General features: G+C 59.4%; 19 protein-coding genes and 1 tRNA gene. 4 read left to right on the forward strand and 16 right to left on the reverse strand.

What is annotated here, in order from left to right:
* Positions 1-3: 3 nt before the first annotated feature.
* The 4 genes from FHT70_RS04670 to ampC all read right to left on the reverse strand — a co-directional run bounded on the left by FHT70_RS04670 (position 4) and on the right by ampC (position 6823).
* Positions 4-3006, reverse strand: coding sequence for a glycosyltransferase (locus tag FHT70_RS04670; protein WP_183699255.1), 3003 nt, complete (start codon positions 3004-3006; stop codon positions 4-6).
* On the reverse strand, positions 3000-4178 hold the full coding sequence (locus FHT70_RS04675; protein ID WP_183699257.1) for a glycosyltransferase: 1179 nt from the start codon (positions 4176-4178) through the stop codon (positions 3000-3002). Before FHT70_RS04675 ends, FHT70_RS04670 begins: the two co-directional genes overlap by 7 nt.
* 138 nt (positions 4179-4316) lie before the next feature.
* On the reverse strand, positions 4317-5297 hold the full coding sequence (locus FHT70_RS04680; protein WP_183699259.1) for an NAD-dependent epimerase/dehydratase family protein: 981 nt from the start codon (positions 5295-5297) through the stop codon (positions 4317-4319).
* Positions 5298-5668: 371 nt separating this feature from the next.
* Complete coding sequence (gene ampC / locus FHT70_RS04685; RefSeq protein WP_183699261.1) at positions 5669-6823, reverse strand: class C beta-lactamase; 1155 nt, start codon at positions 6821-6823, stop codon at positions 5669-5671.
* A gap of 127 nt (positions 6824-6950) precedes the next feature.
* Between ampC and FHT70_RS04690 the strand changes: the two genes are divergently transcribed.
* Positions 6951-7826 (forward strand): LysR family transcriptional regulator, encoded by an 876-nt coding sequence (locus FHT70_RS04690; RefSeq protein ID WP_183699263.1) that lies wholly within the window; start codon positions 6951-6953, stop codon positions 7824-7826.
* Between the two features lie 42 nt (positions 7827-7868).
* Here FHT70_RS04690 and FHT70_RS04695 read toward each other — a convergent pair whose 3' ends face one another.
* Positions 7869-8861 carry a sugar-binding protein gene (locus tag FHT70_RS04695; protein WP_097597076.1) on the reverse strand — a complete coding sequence of 331 codons (993 nt, stop codon included), beginning with the start codon at positions 8859-8861 and terminating at the stop codon, positions 7869-7871.
* Positions 8862-8908: 47 nt separating this feature from the next.
* Complete coding sequence (locus FHT70_RS04700) at positions 8909-9889, reverse strand: NAD(P)-dependent oxidoreductase (protein WP_183699265.1); 981 nt, start codon at positions 9887-9889, stop codon at positions 8909-8911.
* 322 nt (positions 9890-10211) lie between these two features.
* On the opposite strand from FHT70_RS04700, the gene FHT70_RS04705 reads away from it, so the two are divergent.
* Together FHT70_RS04705 and FHT70_RS04710 are read left to right on the forward strand one after the other, a co-directional pair.
* Entirely contained in the window at positions 10212-10889 is a 678-nt protein-coding gene (locus FHT70_RS04705; protein WP_245362101.1) for an ATP-binding cassette domain-containing protein, read from the forward strand.
* Between the two features lie 34 nt (positions 10890-10923).
* Positions 10924-11922 (forward strand): ABC transporter permease, encoded by a 999-nt coding sequence (locus tag FHT70_RS04710; protein ID WP_085779084.1) that lies wholly within the window; start codon positions 10924-10926, stop codon positions 11920-11922.
* Between the two features lie 91 nt (positions 11923-12013).
* On the opposite strand, the gene FHT70_RS04715 is transcribed toward FHT70_RS04710, so the two are convergent.
* From FHT70_RS04715 to FHT70_RS04730, 4 genes are all read right to left on the reverse strand, one after another.
* Positions 12014-12340, reverse strand: coding sequence for a GYD domain-containing protein (locus FHT70_RS04715; protein ID WP_085779083.1), 327 nt, complete (start codon positions 12338-12340; stop codon positions 12014-12016).
* Positions 12341-12481: 141 nt separating this feature from the next.
* The gene (locus FHT70_RS04720; RefSeq protein ID WP_183699267.1) at positions 12482-13309 is read right to left on the reverse strand and encodes a DUF1236 domain-containing protein; all 828 of its coding nucleotides are present in this window, start codon (positions 13307-13309) and stop codon (positions 12482-12484) included.
* A gap of 97 nt (positions 13310-13406) precedes the next feature.
* Positions 13407-13802, reverse strand: a complete 396-nt coding sequence (locus FHT70_RS04725; RefSeq protein ID WP_183699269.1) for a DUF1236 domain-containing protein — start codon at positions 13800-13802, stop codon at positions 13407-13409.
* 124 nt (positions 13803-13926) lie between these two features.
* Positions 13927-14199, reverse strand: a complete 273-nt coding sequence (locus tag FHT70_RS04730) for a BON domain-containing protein (RefSeq protein ID WP_085779081.1) — start codon at positions 14197-14199, stop codon at positions 13927-13929.
* A 277-nt stretch (positions 14200-14476) separates the two neighbouring features.
* Between FHT70_RS04730 and FHT70_RS04735 the strand changes: the two genes are divergently transcribed.
* Positions 14477-14758, forward strand: coding sequence for a DUF982 domain-containing protein (locus FHT70_RS04735; RefSeq protein ID WP_097597138.1), 282 nt, complete (start codon positions 14477-14479; stop codon positions 14756-14758).
* A gap of 611 nt (positions 14759-15369) precedes the next feature.
* Here the strand turns inward: FHT70_RS04735 and FHT70_RS04740 are convergent.
* The 6 genes from FHT70_RS04740 to FHT70_RS04765 form a co-directional block, all read right to left on the reverse strand.
* Positions 15370-16761 carry a DUF882 domain-containing protein gene (locus FHT70_RS04740; RefSeq protein WP_183699400.1) on the reverse strand — a complete coding sequence of 464 codons (1392 nt, stop codon included), beginning with the start codon at positions 16759-16761 and terminating at the stop codon, positions 15370-15372.
* 1007 nt (positions 16762-17768) lie between these two features.
* Positions 17769-19751 (reverse strand): acyltransferase family protein, encoded by a 1983-nt coding sequence (locus FHT70_RS04745; protein WP_183699271.1) that lies wholly within the window; start codon positions 19749-19751, stop codon positions 17769-17771.
* 291 nt (positions 19752-20042) lie between these two features.
* A complete protein-coding gene (locus FHT70_RS04750) occupies positions 20043-20231 on the reverse strand; it encodes a hypothetical protein (RefSeq protein ID WP_183699273.1) in 189 nt (62 codons plus the stop codon).
* Positions 20232-20766: 535 nt separating this feature from the next.
* Positions 20767-21096, reverse strand: coding sequence for a hypothetical protein (locus tag FHT70_RS04755; RefSeq protein ID WP_097597137.1), 330 nt, complete (start codon positions 21094-21096; stop codon positions 20767-20769).
* A gap of 253 nt (positions 21097-21349) precedes the next feature.
* Positions 21350-21426, reverse strand: a tRNA-Arg gene (locus FHT70_RS04760).
* A 205-nt stretch (positions 21427-21631) separates the two neighbouring features.
* Positions 21632-22414: an ATP-binding cassette domain-containing protein gene (locus tag FHT70_RS04765; protein WP_088393066.1), complete on the reverse strand. Its 783-nt coding sequence runs from the start codon at positions 22412-22414 to the stop codon at positions 21632-21634.
* Positions 22415-22420: the final 6 nt, after the last annotated feature.

Consider the following 22420-nt stretch of genomic DNA (forward strand, 5'->3'; position numbering starts at 1 on the left):
GCATTATCCGATAAAGGCGTTGGGATGGCCCATCAGTTCGGCAAACGCCGTGATGGGTAAATCGCCGCGTACCTCAAGGCGCGGGAGTGACAGCAGCTTGTCCGAAAAGCCCGCCTTTGCCGGCCTTGTGGTGAAGCCAATTTGATATCCCGCCTCGGCCAGAATTCCGGGAACACGGAAATCGGTGCAGCCGAAGGGGAGAGCGATAGATGTCGTGCCCGCCCCGAGCCGGTTCTCCAGCGTCTTGCGAGAATGAACCGCTTCGGCCAGTAGCGTGGCGTTATCCAGCGCGCTCGCCGGCGTGTGGGTTTCCAGATGAGACCCAAATCGGATGCCCTTTCGATGTAGTTCCTCAATGTCGTTCCAAGACATCAGAGGGGCTGGCTCACCGTAAGCGGCATCCCAATCCGACCGGCCGCCCACTTTTTTCGTCACGACGAAGACGTCGGCGCTGAAGCCGTTCTCTGCAAGGATGGGATAGGCTTCGGTAAAAAAATCGAGATAGGCATCATCGAAGGTCAGGACGACCGGCCGCCCCTGTATCGGCTTTCCCACCTGAAGCAGATGGGCTAGCCCATCGGCCGTCAGCCCATAGTAGCCCTGCCGCCGGAGAAACTGCATCTGCTGGCGGAACATCTCCGGCGCGATCCGGAAACGCCGCAGCCGATCGGGACCTTCGTGCGCGATTCTGTGATACATCAACACCGGGATCGAGGTCGTCACTTCGTTCGACCACGCCGCCACTCGTTCGACACCGGCCGGTCCCCAGATGATGTGCTTGGCCACCTCCGTGTCCAATGGGACACCGTGCCGTTCAATCCGCATTGTGTGTACGGACGTTTCACGCTTGCGGAACCGATGAATGGCGTAAAGCTCGGTCTCGATCGTTTCTTCCAGGGTAAGGTCCGGCAGGTTCGAAAAGACTTTCCTGATGGTGCCGACACCGAACGGATTGTCCCAATCGAAACCGGTCCTTTCGGGCTCGTCTCGCCGGAGATGGGCGTGAGCGGTAATCAGACAGCCGCCCGGCTTCAGTGCTGCGGCCATCTTTCGGCATACCCGCTCCAAGACCTGTTCGTCATCCATGTAATAGAGGACTTCCGAGCAGACGATCAGGTCCTGTCCCCCAGGAATGTCGTCGCCTGCGAAGTCCAGGACACGAAACTCGGCATTCCCGCACTCTCGGCACCGCTCGGATGCTCTTTCGATCGCACGACGCGAGATGTCCGTTGCCGTCAGCGTCCCGACCTTTTGCGCAAGCTTGGCGGAGAATATCCCCTCCGCACAGGCAAGTTCCAATGCCTTGCCTATCCCTTCCGGGACAAGGCCCAGCGTCTGCTCGTATTTGACCTGTTCGTAGATCGACACGTAGTTCCATGGGTCGGGATGCTCAAAGACCCGTTCCCAATATTCCTCTTTGGAAGCGGCCTCTGACAAAAGGGCTTCCTTTCCAGTTTTTTTTCCGCGGCGCTCGGCTAACACCGCGCCATGCAAGCGCTCATTCTGCCGATCTGCCTTCGAAAGGCGCAGGTCATCCGTTTCCCCGTCGCCTGCCAGAGATTTTACAAGAGCTGCGTCGCGCGTTGACTGGACAAGGCGGCCGAGGCGTCCCCGCCGTCGTCCTCCCCGACGAAGAATCCGAAGGAAGCCTCTATAGTTACGCAAGGTTTCGAATAACCAGTGGCGCGCAAAGGCGAAGGTCCTGGGCGTGGGCAGCCGACCGCCTGCATGCATATCCCGGACGATCAGGCGAACCAATGCGCTGACCGACAGATCTCCCCATAGCGGCCCCACGTGGGCGCCGATATGTTTCTGTCCGGACGAAAGCTGCAGTACCAGCGTATCGGCTTCGACGGCCTTGGTAATCATCGCGAGCTTGTTGACGTCGACGCTCACAGTCTGGACGCGTCCCAGCTTAAAAGAACGCGAGACGGCTTCTGATGAAAGCCGCCAGGCAAGAAGCTGCTCTGTCTTTCTTGCGGTTCCGGCCAGCGAATGGCTTTCGATGAGGGCGAGGAGCCGCGAGACTGCCGGTGCCCACGAGTCCATCAGGTCGATCAGGGCGGCAGTATTCTCAACCGATTGGCCCGTCTGCAACCCATGAAGGATGGCCACCGCCATCATGTCTTCGTGGCCCGAGCCATCGGGAAATTCCGGCAGAAGCTCGGCCAGGTCCTTGGGATCGGTTTCCGCACAAATATGCATCGACGCGATCCAAATGAAGATGCGAAGCTGGCTAAGGGCGGGCTTCGGCCAAGCGTCGTCCTCGCCCTGCGTCGGCAAGCTCCGCTCAACTTGCAAGGCCCGCGCCCTTTCCGTCACGACAATCGCGTCCCGCATCATCCTAATCGGATCGGACGACAGAGAGCCGGCCTTCATGCGATAGAAGGCCAGGCATTTGTCCACCCGCTGGAATCGAGCCCCGGCGAACGCCATGCGAAGCCAGAGATCCCAGTCCTCGCAGGTTTGTAATGTGACATCCATGCCGCCCAGTTCCGTAAAAAGGCGCTTAGGAAAGACTGCCGTATGAATGGCCAGAGCGCAAATTGACGAAAATTGCTGGATTGCATGATCTCCGGTAAGATCATGCGCCTGCTCGATCTTCTGCATCCGGCCATCGGCCGTGACGCGGCGATAGCTGCAATGGGCGATTAGTGGATGAGACTGGTTGCTGGCGATCGGCAGCATGCTTTCGTTGAAGGCGGGATCCAGCCAGTCGTCGGCATCGAGCATGCAGAGCAGAGGCGCAGCGGCAAGCTGAGCGGCTGCATTGCGTGCGGCGGCCGCACCGGCATTCGGTTGACGGTAAAGCGTAATCCGCCCGTCCGCGTTGGCAAGGCTTTCAAGGATCTCCCAAGTCGCGTCGGTCGAGCCGTCATCCACCACGACCGCCTGCCAGTTCGATATCGTCTGATTTTGCAGGCTGCCCAGACAATCCGACAGCGTGCCGGCGGCATTATAGGCCGGAATGAGAAAGGAGATCGCAGGTCTCGACGCCGTCACCATGGCTGCATTTTCCAGCGGCCGAGAAGATAAAATGCGCCCTGCAGGCTCCCCAGAACCTCTTCCTTCAGAAAGAAGTTGTCCGAAGTCGCTCCGCGTTCGAGCCGCTTCGCGAACCTTTTGAGATGATACCAGGGGAGCGACATCAGCATGCGGCGCAGATTGCCCAGCTTGCCGGTGTTCTGGTACTGGATCAGCAGCGCAGCGACATGGCCTTTCATATATTGATGGACCTGTTTTGCCAGCCCTTCCATGTCCTTGCGGTGAAAATGCCACGAAACCGCGGTCGGCTCGTAGCGGCAAGTATGGCCATGATGGAGAAGCCGATCCCAGAATTCGGAGTCGTCGGAACACCCAGCCGCCCCCGCGCCGAGTCGGACGTCGAATAATCCGCATTCATCGAACACTTTGCGACGAAACGCCTGGCTTGCTCCTGCGCCGACCATCGACATGGGATTTTTATGCCGCTTATGCCGGCGATAGAAGTGCCGATCGAAGTCCCTGCGCCGATAGCCTCGGCCGAACCCCCAGTGTCTTTCGAATATCAACTGCGCGGGCGTGGAAAGCTCTCCGGGAAGGACGAGGCCGGTGACGCACCCGATTTCGGGCTGGTCGAACCCCTTCATCAGGTTCTCGAGCCATCGTTCGTGAAGCACCACATCGTCGTCCGTGAAGGCGACGAATTCCGTCGTTGCCGCGCGCACGGCAGCGTTTCGGGCATAGTCGAGGCCGATCCTATCCTCACGGACATAGGTGGCGCCGGCTGCCTCTGCGACACGACGCGTGCCATCGTCGGCCGATGCGTTGTCGACAACGACGATCTCGACCGGCGGAAGAGATTGTTTGGGGATGGATGCCAAGCAGCGGGCCAGCTCGTCGGGCCGGTCCTTGGTGCAGATCAGAATACTGACGTCGTGATTTTTGAGTGGGATTTGCGCGACCTGATGCGCATGCTCGACCGTCTCGGGCTGCACGACGCGCAAGGCGAGTGCGGCCGTGTTCTCTGGCTTGTCGACATAGGCCTGTCCTACGGGAATGCCATCCGACAGAAAGATCACCAACCCCTCGGAAAGGACGGATGAGCCGGTATCGACCTCGGCCGAGGCGAGATCGAGATAGCGAATTGGTACGGGAAAGCGGATGTCCTTCAGATCAGCCGGAATTGGTTCTCGCATCAACGCTCTCTCGATCGCACCCTTGAACCTTGCGGATCGGCCCTAGATCGGGCTGATCTGACAGCACGATGTGCCGGTTCAGAATATCGGCGCCCTTCGCGCGTCCGAAAGGCCGCGAGCCGCCCCAAGCCGTCAGCATCAACGATGCGCGCTGCGCCGCTGTGGTGATTGCTTCTCGGCCTTCATTTTTTCCCTGAACCATTCGAGCGTCCGGGCAACGCCTTGCTCGTAACTGATCTTACACGACCACTCGGGCATGACGTAGTTCGCATTGCTGAGGTCCGGCCGCCGGTTGGTTGGATCCTGTGGGGGTGACGGCTCGAACACGATGGGCGCGCCGCCGACGAGGCGGGAGACATATTGCGCGACCTCGAGAACCGAAATCTCGCGATCGTTGCCGATGTTCAGTGGCCCCTTATAGTCGGTTTGGTTTATCCAGAAATAGCGGGCGAAACCGTCGACGATATCGTCGACATAGCCCCAGCTGCGGGATTGCAGACCGTCGCCGAACACGGTGATCGGGCGGCCCGAAAGCGCCTGGGTGATGAAGTTGGAGACCGCCCGCCCATCGTCGGCGCGGGTTCTCGGGCCATAAATGTTGAAGGGACGGATGACCTTGACGTCCAGCCCCTGGGTGCGCTGCATCTCGAACAGCAGCGATTCCGTGCAGCGCTTGCTCTCGTCGTAGGACGAGCGTGGGCCGGTACAGTCGACCTGGCCCTTGTAGGATTCCGGCTGCGGCGAGACGAGCGGATCGCCATAGACTTCGGAAGACGAGGTAAAGCCGAAACGACCCCCCTTTTTCAGGAGATCGAGAAGCCGCATTGCCCCGAGAAGATTGGCGGAAATCGTCCGCTTCGGCTCCTTCATATACCAGGGCGGCGATGCGGGAGAGGCGAGATGGTAGATTTCGTCGAATTTATCGGATGTCTGCAGGTTTTCGACATCCGATTTCACGAAGTGGAAACGCGGGTCTTTGATGTGTTCGATATTTTCGAAAAGTCCGGTCCAAAGATTGTCGACAACAACGAGTTTCTGAACGTCAGTCCGAAGCAGAAGTCGATCGCACAGATGCGATCCGATGAAACCAGCTCCGCCCGAAATCAATACAGTTTTCATTTGCATTGCCCCTGATGACTTCAAGAAAGGTAGTTGTTTATTAGCATTCTCTATGAGGACTGGCAATTGCTTAGAGAAATTCTAAGAAATACTCGCGCATTAATCTTAATTATTAATTTTGCATTACTCCCGGTAGTAGCGCCCCGTGTACTGGGGGGCGAGATTGCGGTCGTTGGACATACGCTGCAGCCGGCTCGGCCACAGCATGTCCGGCCGCCAAGGGTCTATCACAAGGGCGCGGTCGCGCATCGGGCTAAAGTCCGACTCGAGACGAGCACGTTGATTCAGAGCGTTGCCCTCCGTGTGCTTCAAGGGTCCGACGGGTGAACAGCCGCTTTGGCGTGCCTCACGTCGATTGCGCCCATTTCCGATCAGTCGGCCGTAAGTGCGGTCAATATCCGATAGGCCGCGGCAATCCGATCCTCGTTGGGATAGTTTTTATTGGCCAGAATGGCGATTCCAAGGCGCTCCTGCGGAATGAAGGCGACATAGGCGCCGAACCCGTTGGTCGAGCCGGTCTTGTTGATCCAGACGTCGTCACGCGGCTTCATCGGCGGCCGCAGTTCAGAAACCGGAATGGTCTTCAGCATCGCGGGCGAATTGCCTTCGAGCAGGCTCGCCAGGGTGGCGGGATAGGCGTATTGCTCCCAGATCAGATCCTGGGTCATCTTCCCGACGCTGAAATATCCGGTATGGGTACTGGTAATCGCTTGCTGCAGTGTTCCGTCGAGCTTGACCAGGCCCATATTGGCGCCGACGAAGCGGATCATGTCGCCGGCCGTCGATCTCACGCCATAGGCTTCCGAGGAGAGCAGGGCCGGCGCCAGCCGCGCCGGCTCGCCATTGCGCTTATAACCTTGAGCATAATCGGCCAGCCGCGAGTTCGGCATATTGATATAGGTGCTCTCTAATCCGAGAGCCGCAAACAGCTTGCCTTCCATAAGGGCGGCGAAATCGCCGCCCATGGCCTTCGCGGTGATATAGCCGAGCATGCCGATGCTCGGATTGGCGTAACTTCTCTGCGTCCCCGCCGCATGAGAGGGCTGCCAGGCGGCGAAATAGGAAAGCAGCTGCTTTTCGGTCTTGACGTCATCGGGCAGCTGCAACGGAAATCCGCCGGCGGCATGGGTAGCGAGATTGATAAGCACGACATCGCCGAACGGCTTGCCCTTCATCGCCGGCAGATATGTGCTCACCTTGCGGTCAAGCGAAAACCCGCCCTTCGCGTCAGCGTAAGATGCCAGCGTCGCAGTGAAAGTCTTGCTGATCGATCCGAGTTCGAACAGCGTCGTCGGCGCCACCGGCCGGCCGGTCTCCTTCGATTCGACGCCATAAGTGAAGACGTGCTGCTCTCCATCGACGGTGATGCCGACGGCAATGCCCGGGATGGCGTTTTTCTCCATGACCGGCTTGATCGCGGCGTCGGCGATCGCCCTCACTTTCGCGGCATCGGCGGCAAAGCCGCTTGCGCAAGTGCATGCCGAGATCAAGGCGGCCGATAAAATTCCCATCCCCACATTCTTCATATCAATCATCTCCAAATCGCCAGGTCGATGCAGCGCAGAAAATGCGCCGAGGAGGGGATTAGCTACGCTGTTTTATGACCGCAAACGATGATATCTCGCAACAGCCACAAGAATTTCTAGGGCTCACATGGTTCGGCAATTCCTTCCCCTAAATGGCCTCAGGGCTTTCGAAGCCTCCGCGCGGCATCTGAGCTTCACCCGCGCTGCAATCGAGCTCTGCGTCACCCAGGCGGCCGTCAGCCAGCAGGTCAAGGGCCTGGAGAAGCGGTTGGGGGTGGCGCTGTTCCAGCGCCTTCCCCGCGGCTTGAAGATCACCGCGGAAGGCGAAGCGCTGCTGCCGACGGTCACCGCCTCCTTTGACCAGATGGCGACGACGCTCGACAGGATCGAGGCCGGGCAGGTGCGCGAACTGCTGTTCCTCGGTGTCGTCGGAACCTTCGCCGTCGGCTGGCTCCTGCCGCGGCTTGCGGGCTTCCAGCGCCGGCATCCCTTCATCGATCTGCGCATTTCCACCAACAACAACCGCGTCGATCCGGCGGCGGAAGGGCTCGATTTCGCCATCCGCTTCGGCAGCGGCTCATGGCACGGCACTGAGGCGCAGCGCCTGTTCGAAGCGCCGCTTTCGCCTCTTTGCACCCCGAAACTGGCCGATGATCTCCGATCGCCGGCAGACCTTGCCGGAGCGACACTGCTTCGCAGCTACCGCACGGATGAGTGGAGCACCTGGTTTCAGGCCGCGGGCGTGCCGCCGGCCGCCCAGGTCAATGCCGGCATCGTCTTCGATTCCTCCGTCGGCATGATGGAGGCGGCCCTCCAGGGGCTGGGCGTGGCGCTCGCCCCGCCCTCGATGTTTTCAAGGCACCTCTGCTCGGGCGCGATCGTGCAGCCTTTCGCCACCGCCATCTCGCTTGGAAGCTATTGGCTGACGCGCCTGCAGTCGCGGCCGATCACGGCGGCCATGCGCGCTTTTTCCGACTGGATCTTTTCGGAGATCGAAAGGTAGTCCAGGGGAGCGCCCACCGGAATGGGCGCTCCGAACGCGGCGTCATTTCTGGATGCAGGTGTCGACCGTATCCTTGGTGCACTCGTCCAGCCCGGTAAAGACCGGATCATCGACCTTCTTGCCCGAGATCAGGTCCATCATCACAGTCGGCGCCTTGTAGCCCATTTCAAAAGGCCGCTGGCCGACGAGCGCGGTTACCAGGCCCTCCTTGGCGATCGCCACTTCGTCGCCGATGGTGTCGGCGGCGCCGATGACGAACTCGTTCTTGGCGATCTTGTCGGCCATCGGCTTGAACAGGTCGCGATAGGGCTGCGGAGCGCCGAACAGCGGCCAGCCGCCCATGATACCGAAGGCGTCGAGGTCGGGATTGGCGGCGAGGATGTCGGTCATCGCCTGCACGCCCTTGGCGCCGTCGTCATTGGTAAAGACCGGGCAGCCCGCCACCTCGGTCCAGCCACCTTCACCCTTAAGGGCGTCGAGTCCCTTCTTGCCGCTCAACGTGTCACGCATGCCCTGGGCGCGGCGCAGGATGTTGTCGGCGCCGGGATTGCCTTCGATGGTGCAGATCTTGCCGCCCTTCGGCTTGGCCTTCTTGATGTATTCGCCGATCCGCGCCCCCATCAGATAGTTGTCGGTGCCGAGATAGGTCTTGCGCAGAGCGGAATCTTCCGCGGCAAGATCGGCATCGAGCGTCATGACAGGCACGCTCGGATTGGCCGTCTTGAGCGTCTGGGCGATCAGCTTGGCGTTCGACGGCGAGATGGCAATCGCCGCCGTATCGGCCTTGCCGAGCATATCCTGGACGATCTGCGCCTCGCCGGCTTCATCCGAGGTCGATGCCGGGCCGGTGTAGAAGCATTCATATTCGGCCGAAGCGTTTTCCTTGTTCCATTTCTGGCAGCCCTGGTTGATCGCCTCGAAGAACGGGTTGTCGAGACCCTTGACGACGATAACGAGCTGCTTCTTGGCGGCCATGGCCTCGCCGGCCGTGAACGCCAGAGCTGCAGCGGCAGCCAGCAATAATGCCTTCCTCATAGCTTCCTCCCTTTGTGAAAAGGCGGACGCCTTCGTCCGCCCTGTTATCAACCGGGATACCAGACGATACGAGGCTCCTCCCTTGAACGCCGGTATTCCCAGGCTGAATCGATAAGCTTTTCCAGATCGTAGACGGGGCGCCAGTCCAACAGGAACTTCGCCTTGCTGTTGTCCATCCAGTTCGAGTGATATTCGCTCGGAATATCGACGGAGCCGAGCCCGCGCGTGCGGGCGAGATAAGCGGCGACCTCGCCGTAATCGACCGGCCGATCCATCGCGATGTTGAAAAGCTGCCCCACGGCGCGCGGATTGTCGATCGCCGCCAGAATCGCCGAGACGAGATCGTCGACATGGACGAAATTGCGCTTCAGCGGCCGCCCGTCGGCATCGCGCAACAGCGGCACCGTGGCGTCGCGCGCGTAACGCGCCGCATCGGCCGGCGGCACCAGGCTCTTCCAGTCCGGCCCGCCGAAGACATCGTCGCCGAAGGAGAGTGTATATTTGAAATCGTCCTTCTCCATGATCCAGGGCGCCCGCAGGCAGCAGCTGTTGATGCCATACTGGATGGCGAACTGCTCGAGCATCACCTCTTCCAGCACCTTGGAGAGCGCGTAGCAGCCGGGATAGGCGCGATGCGGCGTCTTTTCGGTCACCGGCCCGTCGTGACGATAGAAGAAATGGCCGACGCCGGCATCGCCTCCGATCAAGATGAACTGCCGCGCCGTCGGGCTTAGGCGAAAGGTTTCCAGCAGCCAGAACAGCCCCTTTACGGTAACATCCATCACATCGTCGGGCGTTTCCTTGCAGGTGGCGAGATGCAGGACATGGGTGACACCGTCCATGGCCGCTGCGACAACATTGCTGTCGGCGATCGAACCCTTCACGACACTGACGCGGTCGGTTTCCTCAAGCACGCGATTATGGCAAAGCGCGCGAATGCGTGCCTTGGAAAATCGCGGCTCGTCAAGCAGCCCAGTAATGAAGCGCCGCCCGACCTTGCCCGTAGCCCCGGTGACAAGGATCAGCATACCTCTCTCCCCAGCAACAGCTAATATGCGCGCGTTTCCGGCGTCAATCTCTATTTGTCGTACAAAATAGATTTTTGTGATGAGAGGCCGTTTTAGCGGACATTTGATTGACCATTCATGGCGCTTTTGCATTAATGAACCAAATCGCTTTTCCGGGAGGAGATCGGCAAAAGCGAGATCGCAGGCGTCTGACTGGCAACCGGCTTCGGCAACCGGCGACGAAGGCAGGCCTGCAGGTTCCGGGGAGGGTGGTCGGCTGGTAGCGGTTCTCGAGCTCACCAATATTTCTAAGCATTTCGGCGCCATCCAGGCGGTGAACGATGTGTCGTTTACGCTCGAAGCCGGCCAGGTCGTCGGTCTGATGGGCGATAACGGCGCGGGAAAGAGCACGCTGGTCAAGATGATCGCCGGCAACTTCCGGCCGAGCGAGGGCACGATGCGGCTCGACGGCAAGGAGATCGTCATGCACCGGCCGGTCGAGGCGCGCCAGCACGGCATCGAGATCGTTCATCAGGATCTGGCGCTCTGCAACAATCTGACGGCCGCCGCCAATGTCTTCCTCGGCCGGGAGCTCCGCCGCGGCATCGGTCCGTTCCGCGTGCTCGATTACAAGACGATGTACAGGCGCGCCGGCGAGATCTTCAAGGAGCTGAAATCGGAAACCCGCCCGCGTGACCTCGTCAAGCAGATGTCGGGCGGCCAGCGGCAGGCGGTGGCGATCGGCCGCACCATGCTGTCGGAAGCGAAGATCGTGCTGATGGACGAGCCGACCGCTGCGATTTCGGTCCGCCAGGTGGCGGAGGTCTTGAACCTGATCCGCGAGCTGCGTGATCGCGGCATCGCGGTCGTGCTGATCAGTCACCGCATGCCCGACGTCTTTACCGTCGCCGATCGGGTGATCGTCATGCGCCGCGGCCGGAAAGTCGCCGACAAATCGATTGCGGCGAGCTCGCCGGAGGAAGTGACGGGTCTCATAACAGGCGCCATCGAACAGGTTTGAGAGGCGTGGAACTGGGCAGAAAAGAAGGTCAGCAATGGCAGTTACCCTCGATCAGACGATTGCGCAGAGAGAGCGAAGCCGGCTTTCGGAGTTCGTCGGCAGTCAGACCTTCTGGGTGCTGATCGCCGTCATCCTCGCCTGCCTCTTCCTGTCCTTTGCCACGGATTCCTTCGCGACGGCGAAGAACCTCTACAACATCACCCGCAACGTCACCTTCGTCGCCATCATCGCGCTCGGCATGACGCTGGTCATCATCACCGGCGGCATCGACCTCTCCGTCGGCTCGGTGCTCTGCCTCTGCAGCATGGTGCTGGCTGTCACCATGCATGCCGGTTACGGCATCGAAATCGGCATAGCGGCCGCAATCGGCACGGCGCTTGTCGTCGGCGCTTTCAATGGCGTCATGATCGCCTATCTCGATTTCCCGCCCTTCGTGGTGACGCTTGGCATGCTGTCGGTGGCGCGCAGCCTCGCCATGGTCGCCTCCAACAACACCGTCGTTTTCCAGTTCGGTCCCGATCACGACAAGCTCCTGGCGCTCGGCGGCGGCGCCTGGTTTCTCGGCATCGCCAATCCTGTTCTCTACATGATCATTCTGGCGCTTCTGACCGGCTTCGTGCTGCGCTGGACGCGGTTCGGCCGCTATATCTTCGCCATCGGCGGCAATGAACACGCCGCGACACTGACCGGCGTTCCGGTGCGTCGCATCAAGGTCGCCGTCTACATGATCTCGGCGCTGTCGGCCGGCATCGCCGGCATCGTCCAGACCGGCTGGCTCGGCGCCGTCACCACCAATATCGGGGCCGGCATGGAACTGCAGGTCATCGCCGCCGCCGTCATTGGCGGCGCCAATCTCGCCGGCGGCGTCGGCACCGCCTTCGGCGCCCTGGTCGGCGCGGCTCTGATCGAAGTGATCCGCAACAGCCTCGGTCTGCTCGGCATCAACGCCTTCTGGCAGGGGACTTTTATCGGCGGCGCGATCGTGCTGGCGGTGCTGTTCGATCGGATCCGGAATTTCAGGCAGAGTGAGTAGGCTGCGGTTCTTCGACAGCAGCATGCGTAAACAATGAACTGAAGCGCGAGCGGATCCGAAAGGTCTCGGCGCGCTTTGATGCTACCGCAACCTAGGCTGCCGGCGGGCGGTATCGGATCGACTTCGCTCTTTCCAGCGCCTGGATCGTGTCCTCGACTTCGAGCAGCACGGTGGTCTCGATCGAGCTGAGCGCGCCGCCGGCGCCGATCGCAAGCGTGACGGCCGCCATCGATACGTTGTCGGGCGCCTCCCACAAATTCCATCCGTCATGCTCGCCAAAGGCATACCAGAACCCATGGAGTTTGCCGCCCACGGATTCAATGTAGCTGCGTGCCGCCTCGCGGCGATCCTCAGGCTTTTCGATCATGCGCGCCCAGGTTTCGGGCGTATAGCTGAAGCGTGTGAGATACATGGCCATGGTCTGCTTCCTCCGCCAGAGCGATAGAGTAGACGCTCAAGCCGGAAGGAAGGCCAGTCACTCAATGTGCGTATTGGATGGAGGGTGTCGGTGGGCCGCCCGGCGACGAAAAAGACGCCGCCGGAACCTGCGTGTTAGGCCTTAGGCGTCGATGATATAGACGATCGTCAGCGCATCGGGATCGACGATGACGATCCGGCCATCCGCAAGGATGAAGAAGCGATAGCCTTCATACTGCGGAACGATCTTGACGATGCGCGGCGGCAATGGTTCGAGCTGCACCTTCTTCGGGATTTTCACCCCGACGGAGACCGTGAAGTCCACTTCCTTCACCGGTGCGACATGGACCTCCTTCACCACCGATCGAATTTCGGTCTGCTGTTCAACCGAGATGTTGACGTTGGTGGTGTTCGAAGTCTGCTTGTTCGTCGTCGTGTTGTTGTTGACGTTGGTTTCCGACGAGCTCTTGTTTGTCGTCGTCGCGTTCTGATCGCTCGGCTGCTTGGTCGCATCGCCGCTCTGCGTAGTGCTGCCTTTTGTGCCTGTGGTGGCCGAGCCGCTGGTATCGGTCGTGCCGGATTTGGCGGCGGGCTTCTGTTCGGTGGTGGTGGCGCCGTTGGCGTCCGGCGATGCGGGCTTGGTTTCCGTCGAAGCCTTGCCCGAGGTGCTTCCGCTCGTCGAACCGTTGTCGTTGGAAGGCTGTTCAGCGCTCTTTTTCATGTCGGAGCCCTGGCCGGATTTCTGCTGCGTCGTCTGGCCCTTGCCCTGCGGGCAGGCCCCGGAAGCATCGGGGGTGCAGTCGGTCTTGCCGGCCCCGGATTGCGAGCCGGAATCCGTGCTTTGAGAACCGGACTGGGTCTGGCCGCTGCTCTTTGTGCTGTCCTGCTGGGCCGCGGCCGGCAGTGTCGCAAGCGGCGAGACGCCGAGCGACAGCGCTGCCAGTAGCATGGTGAGATGGTTGCTTTTCATGATCATTCTCCGAAGTTCGAACAGGCGTTGCCGCCCGCATTCTCATGCGTGACATGCGCGCCCTGATTGTTGGAATGGCGGCTTTGCCGCCCGTCTGTCACTTGATGACCTGGATGACCGTCCGCGAGGAAGGTTCGACGATCACACGCTGATCGTTGACGATCGCATAGGCATATTTCGGATCGTCGGGAATTGGCGTCACGGCGACCGTCTCTGGCAGGGGCTGCCCGACGACGACCTTCTCCTTCACCACCACGCGTTCAGCCGGGGCGGGAGCCTGCTCGACATAGGTCACCACCTTTGGCGGCGGCGGGTCGATGACGCTGCCTGCGACGCCGCCGACGATGCCGCCGACAGCAGCACCTACCGGGCCGCCGACGATCGCACCCGTCGCGGCGCCACCGACCGCACCTGTGACCGTCGACTGCTGCGCAAAGGCAGACGTCGATGCCAACAGGAGACCAGCGGCAATTCCTACTGCTTTGATATTCATCAATTTTCCTCCTTTTATGCGGTTGGTTCCGCTGGCGTACCAACCGGATAATGGAGGAACGGTTCCGGAGTTAGGACTTGAGGCCGGGGCTTAGCCGACCTTGGTCCCAGCCGCCCACCCCTCGCTACTGCGTGGAGAAACGGCTCAGCATCCGGTCGTGGACATTCTCCTCACCGACGATCATCGCCGCAAGCGCGATGGCTTTGTCGCGGTCGGCGGGCTTGGTAATATAGCCTTCAAGCAGCACGACAGGACCGAGCATCCTGACCTCGATAGCGCTGCTGTCGATGTCGGGATCAGCGGAAAGGGCTGCTTCGATTGTGGCGACGGTTGCTGCCGAACTGTGGCCTTGCGAAAAGCGCTCTTCGTGGTTGTTGTTATCGGGGCCGAACTTCATCTCCTCCTCCCGTTCCGCCCCTCCACGGACCTATAGGTTACATGACTCTGTTATATGAACAGCCGCCGCCGCCCTTCCAGTCCGACTTAGGTCCGGCTTTTCCCCTGCATCACCTGCTTTAGATGCTTCCCGTCCGATTGAAGGGACATCTCAGGAAGGTTTTGGTCTGTCGCGAAACACCGTCGAGACCTCCTGCCGAAGCGCCAACCTGCCGAACCCGGCGCCTGCGTTTCAGCGGATGGGGAAGGCTTCTTGTGAGGTGAAGCAACGAATGGCAATACAGACGGTCGGAATTGTAGACTGGCACACAAGCGAAGACTTCGCGCCTCTGATGCTTGTGATGGGCGGTCAGGAAAAACACAGGCTGGTCCGGTCGCTCGGTGAGGTCGCAGGCGCGCTTGTCGCCGCCTGGCCGATGGATGACGGCCGGGAATATATAGCGGCTGTAAAGACCTGCCTTGACGCGATCCAGGGCAATATTTCGCCCGATATGGCGCGCGCCGCCCTCATTCGCGCCGCGGAGGAAGCCGGAATACGGGTGATCGCGGTTGTTCACTGAGGCAGTGAGATGAGCCGGTGGCATGTGCACAACGCCGTTCGGGCCGCATGAAATGCTGGCGCCGCCGGCGATCATCGATTTACGCGTTGCCTTGCCGCTGTTCGCAATCGGATCTCAGAAAGGTCTCGAGATAGTGTGGATCGCGCAGAGCATAGGGGTGCGCGCGGAGACAGGAGAGGCTCCCTCTGCGCGATCCGAAGCAAGAAACGCCGGCGGGCCGCAAGAGTTTCCGTACGATGCCGTACAGAGCAAAGTACTTCAGCAAAAAAGCCCCGCTGGATTGCGGGGCTGCGAAGAGTTGGAAAGGACAAATGCGAAGTCGACTGAGCGACGATTACATCCACACTCTTAACTCACCGGCATTGAAGAAGTTCCTACGACTTATGATCTTGTTGATACGGCTCAGAAGCGCTGAGCGAGTGATGATATATTTCAAACCTTGCGTTGATATTTTAATCGCTCTGTTCCGATCGGGAACGGAGAGAAGAGCATCTCTGCTATTGCCGTGTCGCCATTAGCTCTCAGCCATTGTACCCACAGCACCGGAGCAATTCTCTGACGCAAGCTTAGAAACGACTTCTGGCCCCTATGCATCTATCGTTTTTCGGTGGTCAACCCTCCGGGAGCGACGAAAACCGGCTGGCGTCGAACGGACCTGTGGCGGCGACCGGAACGGTGTTCTCGTCTGAAGCCGCGACATTCGCCTCGCGATGGACCGTGCGTGGGGAAAGGCGAGGCGCGCTCAATCCGATCGCCGCGCCGGGAGAATGCAGCGCCCATTGCATCAGCGCCGCTTCTGACGTCGATCCAAGGAAATCTGCTTCTTCCCAGGAAGCGGTCATCGGCAGGGAGGCGATCATGTCGGCGCCCTGCCAAGAGATCTGCTGTGCAGCAACGACGGGATGGAAACGCGCGTGAGCCGGCAATGCGGGCAGGCGTCTCTCCGAAAGTGCTGCAATCGGGCCGATCGAGGCAGTCACCAGCCTGTCGTCCGCGCCCGCGTCCTGCGCCAGGGCGAGGGGGCGCATCGCCGGTATCGGAATCGGGAGAGATGAAAGATCGGGAGCGGAGCCTTTGTCATCTCGCTCGACCGCGCCGGTCTGCTGCGCCAGCGCGTTCAAGGCCCGGCTTTTCGGCGTCGGCAGCAGCGCGGTTACCAGCTTGCTGTCTGTGGCGCCGCCGCTTGGCGTGGTGGAGGCTCCCGCGTCTTCGTCTTCTCCGGCGGTGCTGGCGATCTCGATCGAGGTGGAGCTGACGCGTTTCCTGTAGTTCGCAACCGCCTGATTATATCCCGGCAGCGGCCGCCCATCGGCCGGAAGATGCATCGTTTTCCCGTTCGGGAATATGCGCGCGAGTTCCTGCCGGGACATGCGGGGCCAGGCCCGGACATTGCCGACGTCGAGATGCACGAAGGGGGATCCCGAGGTCGGATAATAGCCGACACCGCCGACCTGCATCTGCATGGCAATGGCACGCAGCGTCGCAAGCTTCACGCCAGGAACGTAGAAATCCATCGCCTTGCCCAGCATGTGCTGGCTCTTCTTGGCGACGCCAGTGCTGCGCGAACGGTTGCGCAGCATGTTGTTGGTGGCAGGGGAACGATAGGCGGAGACGACGTGGATATAATCCTTGCCGCCGCTCTTCTTATACACCTCCCAGACCAGGTCGAGCAGCCGCGGATCCATCCGGGTCGGCTCGTTCCTGCGCCAGTCGCGCAGAAACCGGTTGATCTGGGCAAGGCCCCTGGAATCGAACTTTCCATCCCGCTTGTAGGTGATCGTGGCCCTCTCGCCCGTGTGGGTGAAGAAAAGCTTCAGCGCCCGATCTTCTGCCGAGGCAAGGGATGCAGAACCGGCAAGTGCCGGCAGCGCAAACAGAGCCGGCAGAATGGTCTGCGCCGCGAAGCGTTTGGCACGCGACATGAGCGCGGCAATTCCGCCCAAGGCTTCACCCGACCAACCCTGTGAATACTCCAACACGACCAATCCCGTCCCACCAAACATTCGACGACGGGCGGGAAACCTCCGCATCCATCAGACCCAGTAAAGGCAGCTTATGGTCAACAAATTGCTAATAGGCGGATGCGCAGGCGAAGGCTTAGGGCGGATACAGTTGCCTCGAAAATCTTCATCTTGTTTGTTTCGCCTGCAATCAGAAGCGTCGGACCAGGAATGCCAAGCCGACGTGGCTGTCTATCAAGGCTAGATTGATGCGAACTTTGGCGATGTAGCGGCGGGCCGTGCGGCCCGGCGCACGGGCCGCCGGCGCCTCGCAGCCGTCATTCTAACGTAGATCACCTTACGCCCAATCGTGATCTCGCTGCCAATTTTAACTACTGTCATAATCCGAAAGGAACCACCGACCGGATAAATTCAATCGCAATATACGAGCAATATCGAGGATCGGATGCGACGGCTCCTGTTTGTTTCTTCGGCCACATCGCTATTAGCGGTTGTCATGCTGAACGTGTACCAGTTGGTTCTAGGCTTTGAATCGATCTTTGGCTTGTTCCGCTCACCGTTAGAAGTCATCGCGCGAGGATTTGGTGAATTCTTGGTTTTTTGATCGCTTGCACTCGTTATCGGATCTTCAGTGTTATTCGCCAGGCGAAAATCCAAGAGCCGAAATCGAGGCGTCGCCTCGTCAGTAGTTGCGACGTTCTTCGGCATAGTGGTTGCGCTGGTAGGTGTTCATCATCCTCGTCATCCCGCAGAATATGTAGCGCTTCGCGGAACCCTAGATGGAGATCCCTTTTGAGCGCCTCATCATGCGCGATGGTCGCCTCCGTTGGCAATCCAACTCGCATTCAACCGTGCTGAAGCCGGAGCCTGAGTAAGGCCGCCGGCCGGGCTGAGAAGGCAAAGATCCTCAGTAACGTCTGGTATGGGACGGAAGTGGAGGGCGCTTGTCGGTTTTTCTAGCTCGTGCGCGATGAGCACCATCTCAACGATGGTATACGAAGGTCCGGACCTGAACACCAAGCTCATCGTCCTTTGTGTCGGAGCACCGACTAATTTGATGGAGAAGCGGAAGACGCGGGACCAGCGTTCGGCTCAGAACTTGCCGTTCGTTCGGCCTGCCCGGCGTGCGGCGGTACCAGGAAATCGAGCAGACCGTCGCTCCGCAGGTCAGCGGTTTTCTTTTCCAGAATGTCACCAATCAAGGTCGTCAGAAATTCGGCGGTCATATGGTTCCAGTCTGTGATGAACGGAACACCCTTGCTGCTGGTCAGGCATTTCTCCTTGTCGTAATCGCAGTGAAGCTTGACGATATCGACGTAGGTGAACGGAAGACCGGAGGGGAAAAACGGCAGTTGCTCTAAAGGCTGGTTGGCCGGCGGATAGCTCGCCGATCGCAGGCAGATAGAGGCATCGGATTTTCTCTGAAACATCAGCCCCAGGCACGAGTGCAATTCGTCAAGCTGGAAATAATTTCCGAACACGAAAACGCGCGCGTCATCCGAATGGCTTTTCATCCAGGAAATAAGCTCGAACCTGAACGGGTTGACGGTGTATTCGAAAGGCCGAAGGCTCGTGAGGAAGATCGCTTTCGTTCGGCTGAGCAATGATTTGTCGTTGATATATTTTTCAAAGGGAATGCAGTATTTGTCGTAAATGCTGGCGCGTGAGGGGGCCTTCACACTATCGTTCTTGATCTCCACCATGCAGTTCAAATAGCTGAGCGCCACGACTTGATACCGACCGGTATCGACGTAATTTTTCAGCGCAATCGACCAGTTTCTGGCGTGCGAGTCCCCAATGATGAAGATAACGGGCTTCTCAGCTTGAATGTTGTCGTTCAAGCTTAGAAAAGTGCTTTCGAGCCTTGCTTCGTTCGCCTGCGCGACAGGTGAATAGACTTCATCCAGCCTATGAGGAAAACCGGCCATCGTGATTGCTGAAAGGACAGCAGCTGCGATGGTTGCAACGGATGAGCTCAGGGTGATCCAGAGAGCGCGGCTTTTCCTGGTGTGGCGAAAGGGCTTTTCAATGACGACAAAGCTGGCGACCGAGACCAGGACCGTCACCGCGATGGCGAGAAACTTGTCGCCATTGCCGAAATCCAAGCTTGTCAGCCGCCAGAAAGCGAAGACCGGATAATGCCACAAATACAAGGAGTAGGACACCAATCCGGTGAGCGCCGCGGGCCGAGAAGCCAACAGGCGCCCGGCTGCGTTCTCACGGCTGGCGAATGCGAGCACAAGGCAGGTCCCGACGACGGGGATCACAGTGACTCGGCCAGGATGAACCGTATCCTTTCCAAACAAGATGAGTGAACCAAGAACGAGGATAAGCCCGGCCGCCGCGAGCAACGGCTGGGGGCGAGGCCGTCCACGCCTGAGCTCGTAATAGGCGAGCAGTGTTCCGGCCAGCAGTTCCCAGGCCCGGGTGAGCGGCGAATAGAAGGCCTGCTGCGGATCGTGCCGTACCGTGACGAAACAGAACACGAAGCTGAGGGCTGCCGCCACCAACACGCATGGCAAAAAGTTCGATTTCAAGTATCGGCGCACGATCAGCAACAAGATCGGAAAGGCGATATAAAACTGCTCTTCGACGCTCAACGACCAGGTGTGCAGAAAAGGCTTGAGAAGGGTGTTGGGCTCTCCGTACTGGGCCGCAGTAAAATAAAAATAGATATTCGATCCAAACAGGAGCGAAGAACCTACGGAGTCGGCGTAATCTGTGAGTTCCAACGGCAATAAGAAGTAATAGGCGAAAGGCATCGTCGCGAAAATGACTGCGAACAACGCAGGCAGAATTCGGCGCGCACGCCGGGCATAGAATTTAAGGAAATCGATACGCCCCGTCGCTTCGATCTCCGTCAGCAAAATCTGGGAAATCAGGAAGCCGCTGATCACAAAAAATACATCGACGCCGATATACCCACCGGAAAGCAGCGTGTGGCCAGCCACCGTGAACTCGGCGTGATAAAGTATAACCGCGATCACCGATATGGCCCTGAGGCCATCAATCTCTGGTCTGTAAGCCTTCAATGCCCGCGGCCTTCATATCGAGAGCGTACTTGGTCGTGCGCAAGATTGGCGCTTTTGGGGCTGCCTAACACAGAGATCTCGGAGGGAGAACACTACGGCCCGATAAAAGATTTGCGGGCGGGGTCGATTTCAGTCGTTATTTTATGCGCTGTTGTAAATCAGCATTCAGGGGCGCTCATTTGTTTTCCCGGTCGGCCCGCGCCAGTGCGGCTCCCCGTCTGGCGTGCCTGGACTCGTTGAGTTGGGAGGCAGCAGTGGCAGGGCGTCCTCCGGCAGGGGCACGATACTGTTCTACTCGTAGGCCATTCGCTCGGCGGTAACATTGCCATCCAGCTTGCCGCCGAAAGAGATCGAGACATAGCCGGTCTGGTTACGGTCAATGCTGTCGCGTCCGTTGTGGCGTTTGTCCCCGCCTATATCCGCCGCTTCGTAACAGATCGATTTGAAGCAGCTCCCAAAGCTCGGCTCATTACGTTCCATGGACAATCGCGCACGATATCGGTGATCAGGTCGTGCCACTTACGCAGGATTGGCACTTTGTCGTCATGCATTTCAGAACGTAAATATGCATTTGGTAACCCCCAATATTCGGCGACACGATTTTGTCGTTGAGTCTATTGCTCACTTATTTCCATCTTTCGATCTTGGCTTAGGGTAGCCCTGTTCAGGCGATGGAGTCTCTTACTTGAAAAGCGCGGCGGTCGCCGCTTGTTTTCAAGAAGTGCCGCGACGGTGTACCTCCGGCGCGGGGGCGGGGAATCGTGGGGATTGAAAGCCTTAGCGATCACGAATAATGTCAACGAAATCAAGGGTGATTTCACACTTCCAATCCCCGCCGGGAGGTAAATGGGGTATTTCTGGAGCAGGCGTCGCACTGTTTTCGGGAGATCGTTTTCCAAGGGTTCGCGGACACCTGGACGGGCTTGAGGCCCTGGCCGACCGGTCGCGTCGTCCGATGCGCTATGCAATCAGTTGCCGGAGCCAGTTACTGCGAGAGTCGGCTTTAACCATGCCCTCAGAAGTTCGGGCTTTCCTCATAGCCTTCCAACTCAGGGCATCCCCTGATGTTGCCGAAACCGATCGTTCGCCGGTCGCCCGATTCATCCAGACCTCTGAGCACGATGATATTCTCATCCTGCTGCATGATCTCGCTGCGATAGATGCCGGCCCGACGCGCACGGTTTTTCGCCTGACTTATATTGCATTGCCCGGGCGGCGGGGTGACATGCCAATATCTCGTGCCTTGCCCATCCGACTGCCATCCGCCAGAAGCGGCAAATCCAGACGCGCTGGATAGCAGCAGCATGGCAGACGACAATATCAGGCTGGCTAGAACCGGTTTCATGCAATCTCCGTAAGCCGTGGCGTTTCCGGGATCCCCAGCGTCCATTTGTCCCTGTTGCAACGGACAAACCGGGTTTCCGATAGTGTCGCTATGGTAGATGACTTACGCTAACACCGTGCTAACGCCGGCTGCGGCCGCTATTCGCCGATATTGAAAATAACGAGTTTTCCGGAGCGGTTAGCATTGCGCTGCCGATATTGCCGTTATGAGGAAGAGCGCAAAAGCCGATAATTCAACAATTTCGATAAGATGATGGCGCACCCGACAGGATTCGAACCTGTGACCTTTGGAATCGGAATCCAACACTCTATCCAGCTGAGCTACGGGTGCATGCCTGAGGCGGTTTGAATCGCCTGTCCGATGGGTGGTTCTTAGCCTAGCTTGCGGCCGGCTTCAATCGCGAAATTCTCGGAAATACCGATGCTTGCGATTTGACGGGCGTTTTTATCCGTCAGCCTGAGGAATGCCACATAAAAAACTCCGCCGGCCTTGCGGGCGGCGGAGCTTGGTTGTCTGGGGCAGGGCGCCGGTGGCGTCAGATCTGCATGGCGCCGGGGCCGGGGATGGCTTTCGGCGGCACCTTGCCGAGGATGATCATGCCAAGCACTTCATCCTTGGTCACGTCCTCGGTGCGAGCATGGCCCACCACCTGGCCGTTCTTCATCACCGAGACGCGGTCGGCGAGGTCGAAGACGTCGTGGATGTCGTGGCTGATGAGGAAGATGCCGATGCCTTCCTTCTTCAGCTGCTTGATCAGCTCGCCGACCTGCGCCGTCTCCTGGGGCCCGAGGGCCGCTGTCGGCTCGTCCATGATCAGGATGCGGGCGTTGAAGAGGATGGCGCGGGCGATCGCCACCGATTGCCGCTGGCCGCCCGAAAGCGCCTTCACCGGCTCCTTGAAGCGCTTGAAGTTGGGGTTCAACCGCCCCATCACCTGGCGGGCCGAGGCTTCCATCGCCACGTCGTCGAGCGTGCCCCAGCGGGTCTTCAGCTCACGGCCGAGATAGAGGTTGGCGGCAGCGTCGACATTATCGGCCACGGCAAGCGTCTGGTAGATCGTCTCGATGCCGTATTTCTTGGCATCGCGCGGATTGCGGATCTCGGCCGGCTCGCCATTGATCAGGATCTCGCCGCCATCGCGCTTGTAGGCGCCGGAGAGGATCTTGATCAGGGTCGATTTGCCTGCGCCGTTGTGGCCGAGCAGGGCCACCACTTCGCCGGGGTAGAGATCGACCGAGGCGTTGTCCACGGCGTGGATGCCGCCGAAGGAGATCGAAATGTTTTTCAGTTCCACGAGGGGAGTGCGTTGATCAGCCATATCTGG

It is taken from the genome of Rhizobium sp. BK049, from assembly GCF_014193135.1.
Taxonomy (GTDB): Bacteria; Pseudomonadota; Alphaproteobacteria; order Rhizobiales; family Rhizobiaceae; genus Rhizobium.

Excerpts from the sequence above, each read along its gene's own strand:
- FHT70_RS04670 (WP_183699255.1), bottom strand. The coding sequence starts at position 3,006 with ATGGTGACGGCGTCGAGACCTGCGATCTCCTTTCTCATTCCGGCCTAT.
- FHT70_RS04675 (WP_183699257.1), bottom strand. The coding sequence starts at position 4,178 with ATGCGAGAACCAATTCCGGCTGATCTGAAGGACATCCGCTTTCCCGTA.
- FHT70_RS04680 (WP_183699259.1), bottom strand. The coding sequence starts at position 5,297 with ATGAAAACTGTATTGATTTCGGGCGGAGCTGGTTTCATCGGATCGCAT.
- ampC (WP_183699261.1), bottom strand. The coding sequence starts at position 6,823 with ATGAAGAATGTGGGGATGGGAATTTTATCGGCCGCCTTGATCTCGGCA.
- FHT70_RS04690 (WP_183699263.1), top strand. The coding sequence starts at position 6,951 with ATGGTTCGGCAATTCCTTCCCCTAAATGGCCTCAGGGCTTTCGAAGCC.
- FHT70_RS04695 (WP_097597076.1), bottom strand. The coding sequence starts at position 8,861 with ATGAGGAAGGCATTATTGCTGGCTGCCGCTGCAGCTCTGGCGTTCACG.
- FHT70_RS04700 (WP_183699265.1), bottom strand. The coding sequence starts at position 9,889 with ATGCTGATCCTTGTCACCGGGGCTACGGGCAAGGTCGGGCGGCGCTTC.
- FHT70_RS04710 (WP_085779084.1), top strand. The coding sequence starts at position 10,924 with ATGGCAGTTACCCTCGATCAGACGATTGCGCAGAGAGAGCGAAGCCGG.
- FHT70_RS04715 (WP_085779083.1), bottom strand. The coding sequence starts at position 12,340 with ATGGCCATGTATCTCACACGCTTCAGCTATACGCCCGAAACCTGGGCG.
- FHT70_RS04720 (WP_183699267.1), bottom strand. The coding sequence starts at position 13,309 with ATGAAAAGCAACCATCTCACCATGCTACTGGCAGCGCTGTCGCTCGGC.
- FHT70_RS04725 (WP_183699269.1), bottom strand. The coding sequence starts at position 13,802 with ATGAATATCAAAGCAGTAGGAATTGCCGCTGGTCTCCTGTTGGCATCG.
- FHT70_RS04730 (WP_085779081.1), bottom strand. The coding sequence starts at position 14,199 with ATGAAGTTCGGCCCCGATAACAACAACCACGAAGAGCGCTTTTCGCAA.
- FHT70_RS04740 (WP_183699400.1), bottom strand. The coding sequence starts at position 16,761 with ATGTTTGGTGGGACGGGATTGGTCGTGTTGGAGTATTCACAGGGTTGG.
- FHT70_RS04750 (WP_183699273.1), bottom strand. The coding sequence starts at position 20,231 with ATGGAACGTAATGAGCCGAGCTTTGGGAGCTGCTTCAAATCGATCTGT.
- FHT70_RS04755 (WP_097597137.1), bottom strand. The coding sequence starts at position 21,096 with ATGAAACCGGTTCTAGCCAGCCTGATATTGTCGTCTGCCATGCTGCTG.
- FHT70_RS04765 (WP_088393066.1), bottom strand. The coding sequence starts at position 22,414 with ATGGCTGATCAACGCACTCCCCTCGTGGAACTGAAAAACATTTCGATC.